The 18645-nt window shown below is 70.8% G+C and carries 18 protein-coding genes; 3 read left to right on the forward strand and 15 right to left on the reverse strand.

Going from position 1 to position 18645, the window contains the following annotated elements; translation table 11 throughout:
• Positions 1-5 precede the first annotated feature (5 nt).
• From IE107_RS32375 to IE107_RS32405, 7 genes are all read right to left on the reverse strand, one after another.
• The gene (locus IE107_RS32375; protein WP_229867420.1) at positions 6-1169 is read right to left on the reverse strand and encodes an aminotransferase class V-fold PLP-dependent enzyme; all 1164 of its coding nucleotides are present in this window, start codon (positions 1167-1169) and stop codon (positions 6-8) included.
• A gap of 222 nt (positions 1170-1391) precedes the next feature.
• Positions 1392-2387: a porphobilinogen synthase gene (gene hemB, locus IE107_RS32380; RefSeq protein WP_189547928.1), complete on the reverse strand. Its 996-nt coding sequence runs from the start codon at positions 2385-2387 to the stop codon at positions 1392-1394.
• Positions 2388-2510: 123 nt separating this feature from the next.
• The gene (locus IE107_RS32385) at positions 2511-4181 is read right to left on the reverse strand and encodes a bifunctional uroporphyrinogen-III C-methyltransferase/uroporphyrinogen-III synthase (protein WP_189547929.1); all 1671 of its coding nucleotides are present in this window, start codon (positions 4179-4181) and stop codon (positions 2511-2513) included.
• Positions 4178-5164: a hydroxymethylbilane synthase gene (gene hemC, locus IE107_RS32390; protein ID WP_189547930.1), complete on the reverse strand. Its 987-nt coding sequence runs from the start codon at positions 5162-5164 to the stop codon at positions 4178-4180. Before hemC ends, IE107_RS32385 begins: the two co-directional genes overlap by 4 nt.
• Entirely contained in the window at positions 5161-6654 is a 1494-nt protein-coding gene (locus tag IE107_RS32395; RefSeq protein ID WP_189547931.1) for a glutamyl-tRNA reductase, read from the reverse strand. The genes hemC and IE107_RS32395 overlap by 4 nt, the downstream gene beginning before the upstream one ends.
• On the reverse strand, positions 6651-7418 hold the full coding sequence (locus tag IE107_RS32400) for a redox-sensing transcriptional repressor Rex (protein WP_189547932.1): 768 nt from the start codon (positions 7416-7418) through the stop codon (positions 6651-6653). The genes IE107_RS32395 and IE107_RS32400 overlap by 4 nt, the downstream gene beginning before the upstream one ends.
• A gap of 272 nt (positions 7419-7690) precedes the next feature.
• Positions 7691-7966 (reverse strand): glutaredoxin family protein, encoded by a 276-nt coding sequence (locus tag IE107_RS32405; RefSeq protein ID WP_189547933.1) that lies wholly within the window; start codon positions 7964-7966, stop codon positions 7691-7693.
• Positions 7967-8113: 147 nt separating this feature from the next.
• Between IE107_RS32405 and IE107_RS32410 the strand changes: the two genes are divergently transcribed.
• The 3 genes from IE107_RS32410 (at position 8114) to IE107_RS32420 (ending at position 11610) form a co-directional block, all read left to right on the forward strand.
• Positions 8114-9067: an HAD family hydrolase gene (locus IE107_RS32410; protein ID WP_189547934.1), complete on the forward strand. Its 954-nt coding sequence runs from the start codon at positions 8114-8116 to the stop codon at positions 9065-9067.
• 347 nt (positions 9068-9414) lie between these two features.
• Positions 9415-10191 (forward strand): ECF subfamily RNA polymerase sigma factor, BldN family, encoded by a 777-nt coding sequence (locus IE107_RS32415; protein WP_189547935.1) that lies wholly within the window; start codon positions 9415-9417, stop codon positions 10189-10191.
• Positions 10192-10416: 225 nt separating this feature from the next.
• Positions 10417-11610 carry a DUF5667 domain-containing protein gene (locus IE107_RS32420; protein WP_189547936.1) on the forward strand — a complete coding sequence of 398 codons (1194 nt, stop codon included), beginning with the start codon at positions 10417-10419 and terminating at the stop codon, positions 11608-11610.
• Between the two features lie 61 nt (positions 11611-11671).
• On the opposite strand, the gene IE107_RS32425 is transcribed toward IE107_RS32420, so the two are convergent.
• The 8 genes from IE107_RS32425 to IE107_RS32460 all read right to left on the reverse strand — a co-directional run bounded on the left by IE107_RS32425 (position 11672) and on the right by IE107_RS32460 (position 18540).
• Positions 11672-12718: a lysophospholipid acyltransferase family protein gene (locus IE107_RS32425; protein ID WP_189547937.1), complete on the reverse strand. Its 1047-nt coding sequence runs from the start codon at positions 12716-12718 to the stop codon at positions 11672-11674.
• Positions 12719-12733: 15 nt separating this feature from the next.
• Positions 12734-13828, reverse strand: a complete 1095-nt coding sequence (locus IE107_RS32430; protein ID WP_189547938.1) for an NAD-dependent epimerase/dehydratase family protein — start codon at positions 13826-13828, stop codon at positions 12734-12736.
• A gap of 186 nt (positions 13829-14014) precedes the next feature.
• Positions 14015-14113, reverse strand: a complete 99-nt coding sequence (locus IE107_RS32435) for a 30S ribosomal protein bS22 (RefSeq protein WP_003948845.1) — start codon at positions 14111-14113, stop codon at positions 14015-14017.
• Between the two features lie 110 nt (positions 14114-14223).
• Complete coding sequence (locus tag IE107_RS32440; protein WP_014046653.1) at positions 14224-14436, reverse strand: helix-turn-helix domain-containing protein; 213 nt, start codon at positions 14434-14436, stop codon at positions 14224-14226.
• 128 nt (positions 14437-14564) lie between these two features.
• Positions 14565-15380: a phosphatase gene (locus IE107_RS32445; RefSeq protein WP_189547939.1), complete on the reverse strand. Its 816-nt coding sequence runs from the start codon at positions 15378-15380 to the stop codon at positions 14565-14567.
• Between the two features lie 123 nt (positions 15381-15503).
• Positions 15504-16676 carry an acetoin utilization protein AcuC gene (locus IE107_RS32450; RefSeq protein WP_189547940.1) on the reverse strand — a complete coding sequence of 391 codons (1173 nt, stop codon included), beginning with the start codon at positions 16674-16676 and terminating at the stop codon, positions 15504-15506.
• On the reverse strand, positions 16645-17853 hold the full coding sequence (locus tag IE107_RS32455; RefSeq protein WP_189547941.1) for an MFS transporter: 1209 nt from the start codon (positions 17851-17853) through the stop codon (positions 16645-16647). Before IE107_RS32455 ends, IE107_RS32450 begins: the two co-directional genes overlap by 32 nt.
• 42 nt (positions 17854-17895) lie before the next feature.
• Positions 17896-18540 (reverse strand): HAD family hydrolase, encoded by a 645-nt coding sequence (locus tag IE107_RS32460; protein WP_189547942.1) that lies wholly within the window; start codon positions 18538-18540, stop codon positions 17896-17898.
• Positions 18541-18645: the final 105 nt, after the last annotated feature.

Here is an 18645-nt window from a genome sequence, read left to right on the forward strand (position 1 = left end):
TGGGGTCAGTGGGTGGTACGGCGGGCAGTGAGGGTGTGCAGCGCCTCGGCAAGCAGGTCGGCCGCGGCGTCCGGGGTGGAGGTGTGGGGGGACAGCCGGATCCACTCGTCGCGACGGGTGGTGACCAGGCCGGCCGCTTCGAGGGTGCGGTGGACGGTGGCGGGGTCGTGGCCGGGCAGGCGGAAGGTGCCGATGCCGGCACGCTCGTGGGGGCCGAGTCCGTCCAGCAGGACATCGGCGCCGGCCCCCCGTGCACGGTCGAGCAGGTCGGCGAGGGTGGCGCGGATACGGGCTCCGGCGGCGGCCGGGCCGCCCCCGTCGAGCAGGTCGTCGATGGCCGCGCCGATGGCCGCGGCGGCCGGGAAGTCCGGGTTGGTGGCGAGGTGGGCGGCCGCCCCGGGCAGCGGTGGTGCCGGGTGCACGGGCGCGAAGGGCTCCGCGACGCCGGCCCAGCCGCCGAGCCCGGGAGCCAGGTGCTCGGCGCACCGGTCGCGGATCAGCAGCAGCGCGGCTCCCCAGCCGGCCCTCAGCCACTTCTGGCCGCCGCTGACGAGGATGTCGGCGGCGTCCGCTTCGAGCGGGACGGAGCCCAGGCCCTGGATGGCGTCGACGATCAGCAGCCGACCGGGGCCGAGCACCTCCTTGAGGGCGGCGAGCGGGGCCAGGTGGCCGGTGAGCGAGTCGACGGCGCTGACGGCGAGGGCGACGACGTCGGGGGTGAGGTGGCGGCGCAGCAGGTCGGGGGTGATGTGCCGCTGCCCGGCCGGGTCGACGAGGCGGACCGCGGGGCCGCCGCGGTCGGCGAAACGCAGCCAGGGGTAGAGGTTGGCGGGGAATTCGTCGCGGGGCACCAGGACCGTACCGGGGCCTTGGAGCGCGGCGGCCACGGTGAACAGGCCGTTGCTGGTGGACGGGGCAAGAGCGATCTCGTGCCGCCTGGCACCGAGCAGCCGGGCCGCCGAGGTCTGGGCGGCGTCGCCGAGGGCGAACAGCCGGTCGAGGTCGGTCGGGTCGACGCGGGCGGCGAGCGCGGTCGTGGCGGCCAGCGCCGCGACAGCCGGGCGGGAGAGCGGACCGATCCTGGCGTAGTCGAGGTAGCCCACCGCCGGACCGCGGACGGGGTCCGGGCCAGGGGTGGTGGAGTCGGGTCGGCAAATTTGATCGTTCAAAATTATGCCCTAACGGCGCTTGCTACATGTACTTCCGGTGATTTGAAGGTTCACATTAGGGAGACGGAGTCACCCCGGCAAGAGGTTCGTCACAATTGATTTCCGGTCCGCGGGGCCGACGTGGCCGTCCTGTCGGCCCCGCGGACGCGGCCGGGGGCCGCCGCAGCACTCCCGTGCCGCGACGGCCCCCGGAGTCCGCCCGCGTCGTCGCTTCCGCTCGGCTCAGCCCCGCAGCCGCTGTGCGACCTCCGTCGCCCAGTACGTCAGGATCATCTGCGCGCCCGCGCGCCGGATCCCGGTCAGGCTCTCCAGAATGGCGGCGTCCCGGTCGATCCAGCCCTTCTCCGCGGCGGCCTCGATCATCGCGTACTCACCGCTGATCTGGTACGCGGCCACCGGCACGTCCACCGAGCCGGCGACCTTCGCGAGGATGTCGAGGTACGGACCGGCCGGCTTGACCATGACCATGTCGGCGCCCTCTTCGAGGTCCAGCGCCAGCTCGCGCAGGGACTCACGGGCGTTCGCCGGGTCCTGCTGGTACGTCTTGCGGTCACCCTTGAGCGAGGAACCGACGGCCTCGCGGAACGGCCCGTAGAACGCCGAGGAGTACTTCGCGGTGTACGCGAGGATCGAGACGTTCTCGTGGCCCGTCTGGTCCAGCGCGTCCCGGATGACGCCGACCTGGCCGTCCATCATGCCGCTCGGGCCCACCACATGGGCGCCCGCGTCGGCCTGGACCTGGGCCATCTCGGCGTACCGCTCCAGCGTCACGTCGTTGTCGACCCGGCCGTCCTCGGTCAGCACACCGCAGTGGCCGTGGTCGGTGTACTCGTCCAGGCACAGGTCCGACATGACGACGAGATCGTCACCGACCTCCGCGCGCACCGCGCGCAGCCCGGCCTGGAGGATGCCGTCCGGGTCGGTGCCCGCCGTGCCCCGGGCGTCCTTCTTCTCGTCCGCGGGGACGCCGAAGAGCATGATTCCGGAGACCCCGGCCGACACCGCGTCGACGGCGGCCTTCCGCAGGGTGTCCAGGGTGTGCTGCTGCACGCCGGGCATGGCCGAGATGGCGACCGGGGCGTCGATGCCCTCGCGCACGAACGCGGGCAGGATCAGATTCGCCGCATCGAGCCGTGTCTCGGCGACCATCCGCCGCATCGCCGGGGTCGTCCGCAGCCGCCGGGGGCGGGAGCCGGGGAAGTTTCCGTACACAGTCATGCTTCGAGACTAGACCCGTACACATCACCGTCTTACCGACACCTGTGCCGGGAAAAGGCCGCGAAACGGGCAGGGGTCCGACCGCCGAAGCGGCCGGACCCCTGAACACTCCCGACGGGCCGGTCAGGTCGTCGTACGACGCCGCCGCGCACCGGGACGCCGCTCGCTCGGCCGCGTCACCGGATCGCCGGCCTCCTTCGCCGCCTCCCGGCGCCGGGCGCCGAACTCCGCCAGTGCCTCGGCCAGCTTGTGCACCGACGGCTCCGGGGAGAGGACGTCGACGCGCAGTCCGTGCTCCTCGGCGGTCTTCGCCGTCGCCGGGCCGATGCACGCGATGACGGTCACGTTGTGCGGCTTGCCCGCGATGCCGACCAGGTTCCGCACGGTCGACGACGAGGTGAAGAGCACCGCGTCGAAGCCGCCGCCCTTGATCGCCTCACGCGTGTCGGCGGGCGGCGGCGAGGCGCGGACCGTGCGGTACGCAGTGACGTCGTCGACCTCCCAGCCCAGCTCGATGAGCCCGGCCACCAGCGTCTCGGTGGCGATGTCGGCGCGCGGCAGGAAGACCCGGTCGATCGGGTCGAAGACCGGGTCGTACGGCGGCCAGTCCTCCAGCAGACCGGCGGCGGACTGCTCACCGGACGGCACCAGGTCCGGCTTCACACCGAAGTCGACGAGCGCGGCGGCGGTCTGCTCGCCGACGGCAGCGACCTTGATCCCGGCGAAGGCACGGGCGTCGAGCCCGTACTCCTCGAACTTCTCCCGGACGGCCTTCACGGCATTGACGCTGGTGAAGGCGATCCACTCGTAGCGGCCCGTGACCAGGCCCTTGACCGCGCGCTCCATCTGCTGCGGCGTACGGGGCGGCTCGACGGCGATCGTCGGGACCTCGTGCGGCACGGCACCGTAGGAACGAAGCTGGTCGGAGAGCGACGCGGACTGCTCCTTCGTACGCGGCACGAGCACCTTCCAGCCGAACAGCGGCTTGGACTCGAACCACGCGAGCTGGTCGCGCTGGGCGGCGGAGTTGCGCTCACCGACCACGGCTATGACGGGCCGGTGCCCCTCCGGCGACGGCAGGACCTTCGCCTGCTTCAGGACCTGGGCGATCGTCCCGAGGGTCGCCGTCCAGGTGCGCTGGCGGGTCGTCGTACCGGCGACCGTCACGGTCAGCGGAGTGTCGGGCTTGCGGCCCGCCGAGACCAGCTCGCCGGCGGCCGCGGCCACCGCGTCGAGCGTCGTCGACACGACAGCCGTGGCATCGCTCGCGCCGACCTCGCTCCAGCAGCGGTCGGAGGCGGTACGGGCGTCCACGAACCTGACGTCCGCGCCCTGCTCGTCACGGAGCGGCACACCGGCGTACGCGGGCACACCCACGGCATTGGCGACACCCGGCACGACCTCGAAGGGGATGCCGGCGGCGGCGCAGGCGAGCATCTCGGCACCGGCGTCGCCGTCCAGTCCCGGGTCACCGGCGACGGCACGGACGACCCGCCTGCCGCCCCTCACCGCCTCCATGACAAGATTGACCGCATCCCTGAGAACGGGAACACCGGCGGCTGCTGACTGCGCGTCAACAACCGTCAGCTCAGGTGTGCTTACGCTTGCGCGCGCATGGCAGCGAACGACGCCGAGAACGTCCGGCTCGGCGACAAGGACGTCCGCGCTCGCAAGCGCCTCGACGGCGCGCAGCGTCAGCAGTCCCGGGTCGCCGGGACCGGCGCCGAGGAAGGTGACGTGCCCTTGTGCGGACAGGGCCGGAAAGTCGGATGCGGCGGGGCCGGTGGGGCTCAAAGTGCTCGCTCCCCCATAAGACCGGCCGCACCCTTGGCGAGCATCTCGGCCGCGAGCTCGCGACCGAGGGCCGCCGCGTCGTCCTGCGACGTGGGGACGGGACCGGTGGTGGACAGCTGCACCAGCGAGGAACCGTCGGTGGAACCGACGACACCGCGCAGACGCAGTTCGTTGACAGCCTGTCCGTCGACCAGGAGGTCGGCCAGTGCACCCACAGGTGCGGAGCAACCGGCCTCCAGGGCGGCGAGCAGGGCACGCTCGGCGGTCACGGCGACCCGGGTGTACGGGTCGTCGAGCTCGGCGAGCGCGGCGGCGAGGTCGGCGCTGCTCGCAGCGCACTCGATCGCCAGTGCTCCCTGGCCGGGAGCGGGCAGGACGGTGTCGACCGACAGGAAGTCGGTCGCCTCACCGGTCCGGCCGAGGCGGCTGAGCCCGGCCGCGGCGAGTACCACCGCGTCCAGCTCACCGCTCCGGACAAATCCGATACGCGTATCGACGTTCCCCCGGATCGCCACGGTCTCTATGTCGAGGCCGTGGTTACGGGCGTACGCGTTGAGCTGCGCCATGCGGCGCGGCGAGCCGGTGCCTATGCGGGCGCCGGACGGCAGCTGCTCGAAGGTCAGTCCGTCCCGCGCCACCAGCACGTCGCGCGGGTCCTCGCGCACCGGCACCGCGGCCAGCACGAGGCCCTCGGGCTGCGCGGTCGGCAGGTCCTTGAGCGAGTGGACGGCGAAGTCCACCTCGCCCCGCAGCAAAGCGTCGCGCAGCGCTGCGACGAACACACCGGTGCCGCCGATCTGCGAGAGGTGCTCCCGCGAGGTGTCGCCGTACGTGGTGATCTCGACGAGCTCGACGGCGCGCCCGGTCACCTCGCTGACCGCGTCGGCGACGTGGCCGGACTGCGCCATGGCGAGCTTGCTGCGCCGGGTGCCCAGCCTCAGCGGCTTGTCGGCCCCCGCGCCCAGGGGTGAGTTGTCGGTCATGACCGCCCTCGATTCGGGTCGTTCAGGTCTGCCCGGGAGACGGCTGCGACCGTCTGCGGGTCGAGGTCGAAGAGTTCCCGCAGCGCATCGGCGTACCCGGCGCCGCCGGGCTCGCTGGCGAGCTGCTTGACCCGCACGGTGGGCGCGTGCAGGAGCTTGTCGACGACGCGGCGCACGGTCTGCGAGATCTCGGCGCGCTGCTTCTCGTCCAGGTCGGGGAGGCGTCCGTCGAGCCGCGCGATCTCGCCCGCGACCACTCCGGCGGCCATCGTGCGCAGCGCGACGACGGTCGGGGTGATGTGGGCGGCGCGCTGGGCGGCGCCGAAGGCGGCGACCTCGTCGGAGACGATGGTGCGCACCTGGTCCACGTCGGCGGCCATCGGGGCGTCCGCCGAAGCCTCGGCGAGCGACTCGATGTCGACGAGGCGCACACCGTCGAGCCGGGCCGCCCCGCCGTCGATGTCGCGCGGCATGGCGAGGTCGAGCAGCGCCAGGCGCACGGGGCCGGTGCCCTGCGCGGGCACGGTGGCCCGGCGGACGGCCTGGCGGACCGTTCCGGCGCTGCCGTTCTCGACCCAGGCGGCGTGCCGGTCGGTGTCGGCGGGGGCGGGCACCGCGGGCTCGGCGACGGGCGTCTCGGCGTCGTCGACGTCCAGGCCGAGCGCCCCGGCGACGGCCTCGGCGGTCAGCACGAGACCGGTCGCGCCGGTGCACGAGACGACGACGTCGGCACGTGTCAGTTCGTCGCAGACCTCGGCCATCTCCACGGCTCGGGCGGCCACGCCCGTGCCCCCGGGCTGGGCCAGGATCTCGACGAGCCGGTCGGCACGGGCCCGGGTCCGGTTGGCGACGACGATCTCGGCCACACCGGTGCGGGCCAGGGTGGCGGCGGCGAGCGAGGACATCGAACCCGCGCCGATCACCAGCGCGCGCTTGCCCGCGGCCCAGTCGGCGACGTCCGCGCCGGCCGCGAGCTGCTCCAGACCGAAGGTGACGAGCGACTGCCCGGCCCGGTCGATCCCGGTCTCGCTGTGGGCCCGCTTGCCGACCCGCAGGGCCTGCTGGAACAAGTCGTTCAGCAGCCGGCCCGCGGTGTGGAGTTCCTGCCCCAGCGCCAGCGCGTCCTTGATCTGGCCGAGGATCTGACCCTCGCCCACGACCATCGAGTCCAGCCCGCACGCCACCGAGAAGAGGTGGTGGACGGCCCGGTCCTCGTAGTGCACATAGAGATACGGAGTGAGCTCGTCCAGACCGACGCCGCTGTGCTGGGCGAGGAGCGTGGACAGCTCGGCGACGCCCGCGTGGAACTTGTCCACGTCGGCGTACAGCTCGATGCGGTTGCAGGTGGCCAGGACGGCGGCCTCGACCGCGGGCTCCGCGGCGAGGGTGTCCTGGAGCAGCTTGGCCTGTGTCTCTGCAGCCAACGAGGCCCGCTCCAGTACGGAGACCGGGGCGCTGCGGTGGCTCAGCCCTACGACGAGAAGACTCATGCCGGCATCACGGCGGGCATGTCCCCGTCAGGTCCCTTCCGGCTGCCGGCGGCCGAGCGCACCGGGGGTGCGGCCGGATCCGGGCTGCTCTCGGCGGTCTCGTCGCCGGACTTGCGCTGCTCGTGGAAGGCGAGGATCTGGAGCTCGATGGAGAGGTCGACCTTGCGGACGTCCACACCGTCGGGCACCGACAGCACGGTCGGCGCGAAGTTCAGGATGGAGGTGACGCCCGCGGCGACGAGCCGGTCGCAGACCTGCTGTGCGGCACCGGCCGGGGTCGAGATGACGCCGATCGACACGCCGTTGTCGCCGACGATCTGCTCCAGTTCGTCGGCGTGCTGGACGGGGATCCCGGCGACCGGCGTACCGGCCATCGCGGGGTCGGCGTCGATCAGCGCGGCGACCCGGAAACCACGGGAGGCGAAGCCGCCGTAGTTGGCGAGCGCGGCGCCGAGGTTACCGATACCGACGATCACGACCGGCCAGTCCTGGGTGAGCCCGAGTTCGCGGGAGATCTGGTACACGAGATACTCGACGTCGTACCCGACACCACGTGTCCCGTACGAGCCGAGGTAGCTGAAGTCCTTGCGCAGCTTGGCGGAATTGACCCCCGCCGCCGACGCGAGCTCCTCGGACGAGACCGTGGGTACCGAGCGCTCGGAGAGCGCGGTCAGTGCGCGCAGGTACAGCGGAAGTCGGGCGACGGTGGCCTCGGGAATTCCTCGGCTACGGGTCGCCGGTCGGTGAGTTCGGCCAGTTGCCACGGTGCTCCTGCGGGATGAGCGGGGCTGCAGGCGGCCGTATTTCCCAAGACCGCCCCGTCGACTGCAGGCTATGCCTTTGTGAACACGTGCACAAAGATTGTGTCCGTTTTGTCCGGTCAAAGTGACCGGGGTCACGCACATTCGTCGCGCGATCCCGGAACCAAGGATCGCATCAGCCCGTTGCAGGCCCGAAGGGGGCAAAGCGGCACACACTCCTCACAACCACTCCCCCGAGAGCACTCAAAACGCCCATGATGGTAACCGGCTTTCGCTCATGAACGCAGTGCCCGGCGCAGCCTCTCCGGGTCCACCCGCCAGAACGTGTGCTGCTCGTCGTCGATCAGCACCACCGGGATCTGCTCCCAGTACTCCCGGTACAGCTCCTCGTCCCGGGTGATGTCCTTCTCCTCCCAGGACGCGCCCGTCTCCTCGCACACCTCCCGCACCACCTGCCTGGCGTCGTCACAGAGGTGACACCCGGGCTTGCCCACCAGGGTCACCACGCGTTCCGCGGGCTTCTTCTTCATACGTCGCAACAGGGCGCTCATGCCTCCATTCTGCGCCGCGGGAGAAGCTGCTCCGCCCTCCGTCCCGTACGCCCGGAATCACCCGTTCAACAAATCGCCGGCCGAGAGTTCATGCCGACGCATCCCAGCAGGTCGGGAAGGGCGCGACCGACTGGCTATGCTCACGGCATGGCCGCTCTTGGATGGCTCACACCCCGTAGGCGCCCCTCGACAGCACGGAGCGTGCTGGCCGGCGAGGCAGCAGCTGAGGCAGCACGGAAGTCCACCCTCCCCGACGATCAGTCCCCCGGCACCGAGCAGGACGCCGCCGCGAAGGCGGAAGCCGGGGAAGCACCCTTCCCCGTCGTCGGCGACGACCGGGCCGCCGCCTTCTTCGACCTGGACAACACCGTCATGCAGGGCGCGGCGATCTTCCACTTCGGCCGCGGCCTGTACAAGCGGAAGTTCTTCCAGCGCCGCGAGCTGACCCGGTTCGCCTGGCAGCAGGCCTGGTTCAGGCTGGCGGGCGTCGAGGACCCGGAGCACATGCAGGACGCCCGCGACAGCGCCCTGTCCATCGTCAAGGGCCACCGCGTCTCGGAGCTGATGTCCATCGGCGAGGAGATCTACGACGAGTACATGGCCGACCGCATCTGGCCCGGCACCCGTGCCCTCGCCCAGGCCCACCTCGACGCCGGGCAGCGCGTCTGGCTGGTCACCGCCGCCCCGGTGGAGACCGCCACGATCATCGCCCGCCGGCTCGGCCTGACCGGCGCGCTCGGCACGGTCGCCGAATCCGTCGGCGGCGTCTACACCGGCCGCCTGGTCGGCGAGCCGCTGCACGGCCCCGCGAAGGCCGAGGCGGTCCGCGCCCTGGCCGCCGCCGAGGGCCTGGACCTCGACCGCTGCGCGGCGTACAGCGACTCGCACAACGACATCCCGATGCTGTCCCTGGTCGGACACCCGTACGCGATCAACCCCGACGCCAAGCTCCGCAAGCACGCCCGCGCGCTCGACTGGCGGCTGCGGGACTACCGGACGGGCCGCAAGGCGGCCAAGGTCGGCATCCCGGCCGCGGCCGGCGTGGGTGCGATCGCGGGCGGCACCGCGGCCGCCGTCGCCCTGCACCGCCGCCGCCGCTGAGGCACCGGCCGCTCCGGGACCGGGCGAGCCACGCCCGGACCCCCGCGGCCGATCGGCACCTCTCACCCACCGACCGCTCCCGCCAGTCGCGTTGCTCGCACACGACCACAACCCGTCGCCCCGGCAGACAGATCAGAAGTAATTCGATCAGCAAACGGTCACGATGTGCCACTTAATGCGTCGTTTAGTCGCTACGGAAACGACGTAATCGGTGATTTGAGCAACTGGGTGTAGCACTGCCTGTACGAAGCGTTATTCTCCTCAGACGCATTCCGGAACCCATCACTCACTACGACGAGTGACGGTTTCGCACTGCACGTGATGGAAGCTCTGCCTCTGGGAGTCCCGTGTACCCACACGTCGGGGTTGACGCCTCGGGCCTGGCTACGCTGCGCGCAACGGTCGCCGACCGCTTGCGCGGCTTCGTCCCCACCGCGTACGCCGTACCCGCATTTGCCACCCCTGCACCTGCCGGCCCTTGCTACGCCATGGCCGAGCGCAGTGCGGCGGTCGGAAGACGCGGCAACCGCGGCGCAACGACCACGTCCACCGTCCGTCGGCCGACCGCCGACAGCGACAGCGCGCGCATGATGGATCTCGTCGAGCGCGCCCAGGCCGGCGAAGCCGACGCCTTCGGCCGCCTCTACGACCAGTACAGCGACACCGTCTACCGCTACATCTACTACCGCGTGGGCGGAAAGGCGACGGCGGAGGATCTCACGAGCGAGACCTTCCTGCGCGCCCTGCGCCGCATCTCCACCTTCACCTGGCAGGGCCGCGACTTCGGCGCCTGGCTGGTCACCATCGCCCGCAACCTGGTCGCCGACCACTTCAAGTCCAGCCGCTTCCGGCTGGAAGTGACCACCGGCGAAATGCTCGACGCCAACGAGGTCGAACGCAGCCCCGAGGACTCCGTCCTGGAGTCCCTCTCCAACGCCGCGCTCCTGCAGGCCGTGCGCCGGCTCAACCCCCAGCAGCAGGAATGCGTGACCCTGCGCTTCCTCCAGGGCCTCTCGGTCGCCGAGACCGCCCGGGTCATGGGCAAGAACGAGGGCGCGATCAAGACCCTGCAGTACCGCGCCGTCCGCACGCTGGCCCGGCTCCTCCCGGACGATGCCCGCTGACCCCGCCCCCGGCAGAGACACTCTCCGCACCCCGTCCAACACGCACTGGTCCGATCATCCTTCGTGCGTAACCCAAGTGCCGCGCGCCTCGTTGTGCCGGTTGCAGGCCCCCTGTCGTCACCCCATGTCCGCTGACACTCACTCATTCGTGTGGAAGCGCTCAAGGTGTGCAACCTTCCGGACCCCCAGGGGAGTCGACCGTCATGACGAGAGGAGGTGCCGCCAGTGATCGCAAACGTTTCGGCACACCGGCGGGCGAACGCCTTCGCCCAGGCCCTGGAGGAGCAGTCGCTCCGCGGTGCGGCGGCCGCACCGCCCGAGGAACCGGCCGAAGAGGCCGACCACGGACCGCTGTTGGCCCTGGCGAACGGCCTCGGTGAGGTACCGCGGCCGGAATTGGATCCCGAGGTCAAAGTGGTGCAGCGAGCCCAGCTCGTCGCCGCCATGGAGGCCATGCTCACCGAGGGCGGTGCGTCCGCGGGCCCTACGGTGCCCGAGCAGCGCGCCAAGGGAGCCCACCGGGCCTCCCCGCTCCGGAAATTGCGTCCGCGTTCACGCTGGACGAAGGGCCTCGCGGCCGGCGGACTCACCGTCGGTGTGGCGGCGGGAGCCTTCGGCGGAGTGGCCGCTGCCAGTTCCGACGCCCTGCCGGGTGATTCGCTGTACGGGCTCAAGCGCGGCATGGAGGACATCCACCTCGGCATGGCCAGCGGCGACGCCGACCGCGGCGAGGTCTACCTCGACCAGGCATCGACCAGACTCAGCGAGGCCCGCCGGCTGATGGAGCGCGCCCGCTCCGGCGCCCTGGACCACGAACAGCTCGGCGAGGTCAGGCGCACGCTCAACGGCATGACGCACGACGCCAGCGAGGGCCACCGCCTGCTCCGCTCCGCCTACCAGCAGAACGGCGCAATCGGCCCCATCCAGACCCTGGACTCCTTCTCCCGCGCGCACCGCGAGACCTGGAGCAGCCTCCGCGACCGGCTGCCCGTACAGCTGACGGACGTCGGCGACCAGGTCAGCTCGGTCTTCGACGCCATAGACGAAGAGGTCCAGCCGCTCCAGTCGCTGCTCCCCCGCACCCTGGACGGCAACGGCGGCGCACAACAGTCGGACACCGCGGACCAGGACACGGCACCGTCGCGCACGGCCCCCTCGGCACCCACGTCGCCGGAAGCCTCACACGGCCGTACGGGCGACAGCGCCTCGCCCCACCCGTCAGGATCGGACCATGCCTCCCCCGAGGGCCTGATCGGCGGCGGCACGGACGGCCTCCTCGACACCCCGCCCGCGGGCGCCGTCCCGTCCACCGACGGCCGGGTCAGCACCCCGCCCGCCCCGGACGTCACCCTCCCGCCGCTCCTCCCCGGTCTGCTCCCGGGCCTGGGGATCAACGGCGAGGACCTGGACAGGCGCTAGCACGGCCTCGATCGCCGGACGAGCAGAACAGGCCCGTCCGGCGATCGCCGGGAACGCCCCCTCAGAAGAACACCGACCTCCGCTGCACCAGCAGCTTGTACAGCGTGTGCTGGATCTGCTCCCGCACCTGATCCGTCAGATTGAACATCAGCATCGGATCCTCCGCCGCCTCCACCGGATACCCGGCCGTGGAGATCGGCTCGCCGAACTGGATCGTCCACTTCGTCGGCAGCGGCACTGCCCCGAGCGGCCCGAGCCAGGGAAACGTCGGCGTGATCGGGAAGTACGGAACGCCCAGCAACCGCGCCAGCGTCTTCGAGTTGCCGATCATCGGGTAGATCTCCTCCGCCCCCACGATCGAGCACGGCACGATCGGCACCCCGGCCTGCAGCGCCGTGGACACGAAACCGCCCCGTCCGAAGCGCTGGAGCTTGTACCGTTCCCCGAACGGCTTCCCGATGCCCTTGAAGCCCTCCGGCATCACTCCCACGACCTCGCCCCGCCGCAGCAGCCGCTCGGCGTCCTCCGAACAGGCCAGCGTGTGCCCGGCCTTGCGGGCCAGCTCGTTCACCACCGGCAGCATGAAGACGAGATCGGCGGCGAGCAGCCGCAGATGACGGCCCGCCGGATGGTTGTCGTGCACGGCGACCTGGAGCATCAGCCCGTCGAGCGGCAGCGTCCCCGAATGGTTGGACACGATCAGCGCGCCGCCCTCGGAGGGGATGTTCTCGATGCCCTTCACCTCGACCCGGAAGTACTTCTCGTACACCGGCCGGAGCATCGACATCAGGACCTGGTCGGTCAGCTCCTCGTCGTACCCGAACTCGTCGACGTCGTACTCGCCCGTGACCCGCCGCCGCAGGAACGCCAGCCCGCCGGCGATCCGCCGGTCCCAACCGCCGCCCTCGGCCCCTCCCAGGGGCCGCGAGGCCCGCTCGGGCTCCTCCTGCGGCTCCGAGGCGTCCTGCTGCCCGGGAAGGGCGCTCACGGCCGCGGTCCCCACCACGGAGGCCGCCGCGGGTCCCTGGCCCCGGCGCCGCCCGGGGCGTGCTGAACCACCCGTCCGCGAACGGTCGTCGTCGAACGGAATGATCTTGGCATCCGCCATCGTCGGTGCGCTCCTCTACCTGGCGCTGGGGGCCGGCTCGGTGTCGCCGGCCCCGGTGATCCCCGGACCATCGCCGCCCGCCCCGGCGAACGGCCTGGCGGCCAGTCTGTCGACCGCCCGCCCCACCGCCTCGGGCGGCAGCAGTCCGGGCCCCTGACTGCGCGCGAACTCCGCGAATGTCTCCGCGGTGCTGAACCGGGGGTGGAAGCCGAGCGTCTCGCGCATCTGCACGGTGGAGACCACCCGGCCATGGGTGAGCAGCCGGATCTGCTCCGGCGAGAAATCCGTCATGGCGAAGGTACGCAGCGCCTGGCCGACCCAGGTGACCGCGGGCAGCAGCAACGGCATCGTCGGCCGCCCCAGCCGCCGCGAGCACTGCGAGAGCAGCAGCACCCCGTCCCCCGCGATATTGAACGTGCCGCTGTTCAGCGTCCCGCGCCCCGGCTCGCCCGACGCGACACCCAGTACGTCGACGACATCGTCCTCGTGCACGAACTGGAGCCTCGGGTCGTATCCGAACACCGTCGGCAGAACGGGCAGCGACAGATAGTCCGCGAGCGGCGAATCCGCCCGGGGCCCCAGGATGTTCGCGAACCTGAGCACGCACACGGCCACATCCGGCCTGCGGCGCGCGAAGCCCCGTACGTACCCCTCGACCTCCACCACATCCTTGGCGAAGCCCCCGCTGGGCAGGGACTTGGGCGGGGTGGTCTCGGTGAAGACCGCCGGGTCGCGCGGCGCCGAGCCGTACACGTTCGTACTGGACTTGACCACCAGCCGCCGCACGCTCGGCGCCTTCTGACATGCGCCGAGCAGCTGCATGGTGCCGATGACGTTGGTCTCCTTGACCGTCGTCCGGCCGCCCGTGCCGACCGCCTTGGCCGAGACGTCCAGGTGCACCACCGTGTCGACGGAGTGCTCGGCGAGGACTCTGGCGATGGCGGGCTGACGGATGTCCGCCGTCACGAACTCCGCGTCGCCCAACCCGTGTCCGGGCGCGACCGCGTCGACGGCGATCACCCGGTCCACGCCCGGATCACGCTGGATGCGCCGCACGAAGCGGCCCCCCAGCTGCCGGGCCGCTCCCGTGACCAGCACGACCTTCCCCAAGATCAGCGCCTTCCGTCGAAAGGTTTCCCCTGGCCGTCACCGTAGCGGGTGGATGTTGCCCCGCGATGACCGCGCGGCGGCCTTCCCCCGAGTCTTTGGCCCGAATGCGGGCGGCTGCCCCCAGAACGCGCCGCAGCCCTCCCACCGGATCGGCGGGAGGGCTGCGGATTCACGAACTGCGTTCGCCTACTTCTTGTTGCGACGCTGAACGCGCGTGCGCTTGAGCAGCTTGCGGTGCTTCTTCTTGGCCATCCGCTTGCGCCGCTTCTTGATAACAGAGCCCACGACTACCCTCGCTCACTTCTTCTTCACTGGTGCGGGGCGTCTGGGCCCACACGACCTACGTCGGCCTAGCCTACCCGCCAGCGGGTGAGGGGCGTAATCCGAGGTGAACCTCAGGCGGACTCCACCCCCACAAAGGACTCGCGGAGATACTCGTGAACCGCTTGCTCCGGAACCCGGAAGGACCTGCCCACCCGGATCGCCGGCAGATGACCGCTGTGCACCAAGCGGTACACGGTCATCTTCGACACTCTCATGACCGAGGCGACTTCCGCCACGGTCAGAAACTTGACCTCGTTGAGAGGCCTCTCGCTGCCAGCAGCCATGACCCACCTGTACCTTCCGCACGAGACGCGCACCGGCTTCCCCTCCGGTGACTCTTCGTCGTTGTGCGCTCACTCCCCAGGTTAGGGGCGGGTGATGCGAGTGGGGAAGAGGTGAGGAGATCGGCCGCCTACCGTGACAGAAACGCCCGATTGAGCACATAGCGCGTGAGCGGCCGGTAGTACGCGGACGGCACGGCGTCATCGAGCGGAACGGCCACCGCCACCCGCCCCTCGGCCTCCCCGACGAACAGTGCGGGATCGTCCGTATCGGCCAGGCCGATCGCCTCAATGCCCAGCTGACCTGCCCCGCAGACCCAGCCGTGATCCCCGACGACCAACTCCGGCAACTGCCCGCGACCCTCCGAAGCCGCCTCCAGGACGACCCTGACCGGTAGCGGGGAATGGGTATGTGCGCCGGTATCACCACCGGGAGCCCGCACGCCGGGTTCGCGCACCATCGCGACTCCTCGTACGTAGTCGAGGCTGCACGTGCGTACGCCGAACCGGGTCGTTATGTCGATACATCGCCCCTGCGCGGGAGTGAGTACACGGCAGCCGGCCGCCGACATGGCGTCTGCCAGCGCTGCGTAGAATCCGAGCAGCCGGTGCGGATGTCCGGTTCCGAACAACACCGGCGCCCGCCGGGCCGCGGCATACGACAGCCGCTCGGCGAAAGCGTCCAGACCTGCCAGGGTCCGCTCCGGATCGATCACATCGGGCCCCGAGACATGAGCGGGATCGTCCGAGACCCCGCACTTGTCGGCCATCAGACGGAGCAGATCGAGCTCTTTCCAGCCCCGTCCGGGGACGAGGCCGAGCGTCACCCGCGGATCCCTGGCGACGAAGAGCCGATAGCTCCGCAGACTCTCTTCCCGCGAGGTGGCCACGGGCCCGGCCAGCCGGGCCGCCAGCAGATGCGCACGCAGCGCTCCGGTGCTCAACACACCACCGATGCTCCCCCCAATCACCCGGACGGAGGGCCGGAAGCCGGGTTACGCCGCACAGTTGGCGTAACCATTACGCGCCACCGCACGCAAACGTCCGCGCCACGACCGCCCCCGCCCGGATCAGGTCAGCAGCCCCCGCAGCGGGAATGCCGCCCGCCGCGTCGCCAGCACCGCCTGGTCCAGCCGGTCCGCGGGGTCGTACCCCTCTTCCCACGACTTCCAGGAGGGAGTACGGCCGTCCGTCATCCGGGCCGGCCCCAGCTGCCGGGTCCGGGCATAGACCTCGTCCCGCCACGACGGCGGAATCACCGACTCCGGGTCCACCGGCGCATGCGCGGCGATCCCCACCAGATGTGTCCAGGACCGCGGCACCACATCGACCACCGCGTAACCGCCCCCGCCGAGCGCCACCCAGCGACCGCCCTCCACGTACTCATGGGCGAGATCGTGACAGGCCGACATCACCGCGCGCTGCGCGTCCAGCGACACCGCGAGATGGGCGAGCGGATCCTCGAAGTGCGTATCGGCCCCGTGCTGGCTCACCAGCACCTGCGGCCGGAAGTCCGCCAGCAGTTCCGGCACCACCGCATGGAACGCCCGCAGCCACCCCGCGTCTCCCGTACCGGCCGGCAGCGCCACATTCACCGCACTGCCCGCGCCCGCCCCGGACCCGGTCTCCTCCGGCCAGCCGGTCTGCGGGAAGAGCGTCCGCGGGTGCTCGTGCAGCGAAACGGTCAGAACCCGCGGGTCCTCCCAGAAGGCCGCCTGCACCCCGTCCCCGTGATGCACGTCCACATCGATGTACGCGACCCGCTCGGCGCCCAGCTCCAGCATCCGTGCGATGGCGAGCGCCGGGTCGTTGTAGATGCAGAACCCCGCCGCACCGCCGGGCATGGCGTGGTGCAGCCCGCCCGTGAAGTTCACGGCGTGAGAGGTGTCCCCACGCCACACCGCCTCGGCCGCCGCCACGGACTGACCGGCGATCAGCGCGGACACCTCGTGCATCCCCGCGAACGCCGGATCGTCCACCGTCCCGAGCCCGTAGCGCTGATCGGCCCGTTTGGGATCCGCCGAGGCGGCACGCACCGCGGCCACGTAGTCCTCCCGGTGCACCAGCCGCAGCGTGGACTCCCCGGCGGGCTTGGCCGCCACCACGTCCACCGCACCGTCGAGCCCGAACGCCCGGACCAGCCCCATGGTCAGGGCGAGTCTGACGGGATCCATCGGATGACTTTCCCCGAAGTCGTATCCCGTTACTGCGTCATCCCACATCAACTGTGCGCGGCCGCTCATGCCCGCCACCGTATCGGGCGGACTCCGCGCCGAACGACTTGGCGTACACCAGCGTCGCGAGCACCAGCACCATCGGTACGAGCATCGCCCCCCGGTAGCTCCAGGCGTCCCCGAGCGCCCCCACCAGCGGCGATCCCACCAGGAATCCCACGTAGTTGAAGACGTTCAGCCGCGCGACCGCCGTATCGCTCGCCCCGGGGAACATCCGCCCGGCAGCGGCGAACGTCTGCGGCACGATCACACAGAGCCCGAGCCCCAGCATGGTGAACCCGAGCATCCCGGTCCACGCCCCACCGGCCACCGCCACCACGGCGAACCCGGCAGCCGCCAGCACGCTCCCGCCCCGCACCACGGCCACAGCCCCGAACCGCCGCACCCCGAAGTCCCCGACAGCCCGCCCCAGCAGCGCCGTCACCATGTAGACGTTGTACGGAACGGTCGACAGCTGTTCGGAGCTCCCCAGCACGTCCTGCAGATACTTGGCGCTCCAGTTGGAGACCGTCGAGTCACCGATGTACGCGAAGCTCATCACCAGACAGAGCGGCATCAGCAACTTGAAGGAGACCGAGGCCACCGCTCCCTTGCCCTGCGTCTCCCCCGGCTCCGCCTCCGCCGACGCGCCGTCGGCGTACCACCGGCTCCCGATGAACGCGCCGGGCAACAGCACGACGACCGCCGGCAGGTAGGAGACCAGCAGCGAGAGGTCCCAGTGCGCCCCGGCCCACGCCATGGACGCCCCGGCGATTCCCCCCAGGCTGTACGCGGCATGGAACCCGAGCATGATGGAACGCCCGTACGCCCGTTGGAGGCTGACCCCCATCATGTTCATGGAGGCGTCGAGCGCCCCGACGGAAAGCCCGAACACGCCCAGCGCCAAAGCCGCTTCCCACAGCACGTTCCCGGCACCGGCACCGAGCAGGGCGAGCATCACGACGGGCTGGGCCCACCTCAGCACGACCCCGGGCCGCACCCGCACGACCACCTTCTCGGTGACCACACTGCCCACCCCGGCCAGGATGGGCACCGCGGCCAGGAAGACGGGCAACAGTCCGTCGGATATCCCGTACCGGTCCTGGATGACCGGAATACGCGTCACCAGCAGAGCGAAGGTGACTCCCTGTACGAAGAAGCTCAGCGTGAGGGAGGCCCTGCCGTGCCGCAAACGAGCGTCTGTCATGGCCGCGAGCGTAGGGCCAGTCACTACTCGTGGGTAGATGGATCAGGCGAGCAATTCCCGGAGTTGGCTCATGTCGGAGAAATGCCCGATCACCCCGGCGAGCCGGTCCGCCGGCATCATCGACGTAAACCCGTACACATCCATCCCCGCGGCCCTGGCCGCCTCCACTCCGAGCGGGCTGTCCTCGATGACGACGCACCGCTCGGGAGCAACGCCCATCCGCTCGGCGGCGAGCAGGAACAGATCGGGCGCCGGCTTTCCGTGCCCCACGTCCTCCGCGCTGAAGATCCACTCCTCCTCGAACCACTGGTCCAGCCCAGTCTTGCGATGCCCCACCCGGATCCGCTCGTGGCTGCTGGAAGAGGCCACACAGTACGGAACCCCTTCGGCGACAAGCTTCCCCAGTACGTCCTCGACCCCGGCCACCGGTTCCAGCTCCTGCTCGAACCCGGCGAAGATCCGTGAGTGCAGCGTCGCGTCGAAGTCCGACGGCAGTTTCTCCCCGGTCCTTTCCTCGACGAGATCGTGCACCCGGTGCACTGCGGCCCCCATGTAGTCGCGAAGACTCTCCTGGTACGAGGTGGGATGGCCGAGCTCCGTGAGGTACTCGGCCAGGATGGTGTTGGAGATCGGCTCGCTGTCCACGAGCACACCGTCGTTGTCGAAGATGACCAGTTCGTAGCGCATGGTTCGAGCCTAGACGCTCGGAACGCAGAAAAGCCCCGTGCCACAAGGGCACGGGGCTTTCCCGTAAAAGGAGTTCGGCGGCGTCCTACTCTCCCACAGGGTCCC

This window comes from Streptomyces gelaticus (genome assembly GCF_014649535.1).
Taxonomy (GTDB): domain Bacteria; phylum Actinomycetota; class Actinomycetes; order Streptomycetales; family Streptomycetaceae; genus Streptomyces; species Streptomyces gelaticus.

Excerpts from the sequence above, each read along its gene's own strand:
- IE107_RS32425 (WP_189547937.1), bottom strand. The coding sequence starts at position 12,718 with ATGGCGGATGCCAAGATCATTCCGTTCGACGACGACCGTTCGCGGACG.
- IE107_RS32405 (WP_189547933.1), bottom strand. The coding sequence starts at position 7,966 with ATGAGCGCCCTGTTGCGACGTATGAAGAAGAAGCCCGCGGAACGCGTG.
- IE107_RS32450 (WP_189547940.1), bottom strand. The coding sequence starts at position 16,676 with ATGAGCGGCCGCGCACAGTTGATGTGGGATGACGCAGTAACGGGATAC.
- IE107_RS32395 (WP_189547931.1), bottom strand. The coding sequence starts at position 6,654 with ATGAGTCTTCTCGTCGTAGGGCTGAGCCACCGCAGCGCCCCGGTCTCC.
- IE107_RS32460 (WP_189547942.1), bottom strand. The coding sequence starts at position 18,540 with ATGCGCTACGAACTGGTCATCTTCGACAACGACGGTGTGCTCGTGGAC.
- IE107_RS32455 (WP_189547941.1), bottom strand. The coding sequence starts at position 17,853 with ATGACAGACGCTCGTTTGCGGCACGGCAGGGCCTCCCTCACGCTGAGC.
- IE107_RS32410 (WP_189547934.1), top strand. The coding sequence starts at position 8,114 with ATGGCCGCTCTTGGATGGCTCACACCCCGTAGGCGCCCCTCGACAGCA.
- hemC (WP_189547930.1), bottom strand. The coding sequence starts at position 5,164 with ATGACCGACAACTCACCCCTGGGCGCGGGGGCCGACAAGCCGCTGAGG.
- hemB (WP_189547928.1), bottom strand. The coding sequence starts at position 2,387 with ATGACTGTGTACGGAAACTTCCCCGGCTCCCGCCCCCGGCGGCTGCGG.
- IE107_RS32440 (WP_014046653.1), bottom strand. The coding sequence starts at position 14,436 with ATGGCTGCTGGCAGCGAGAGGCCTCTCAACGAGGTCAAGTTTCTGACC.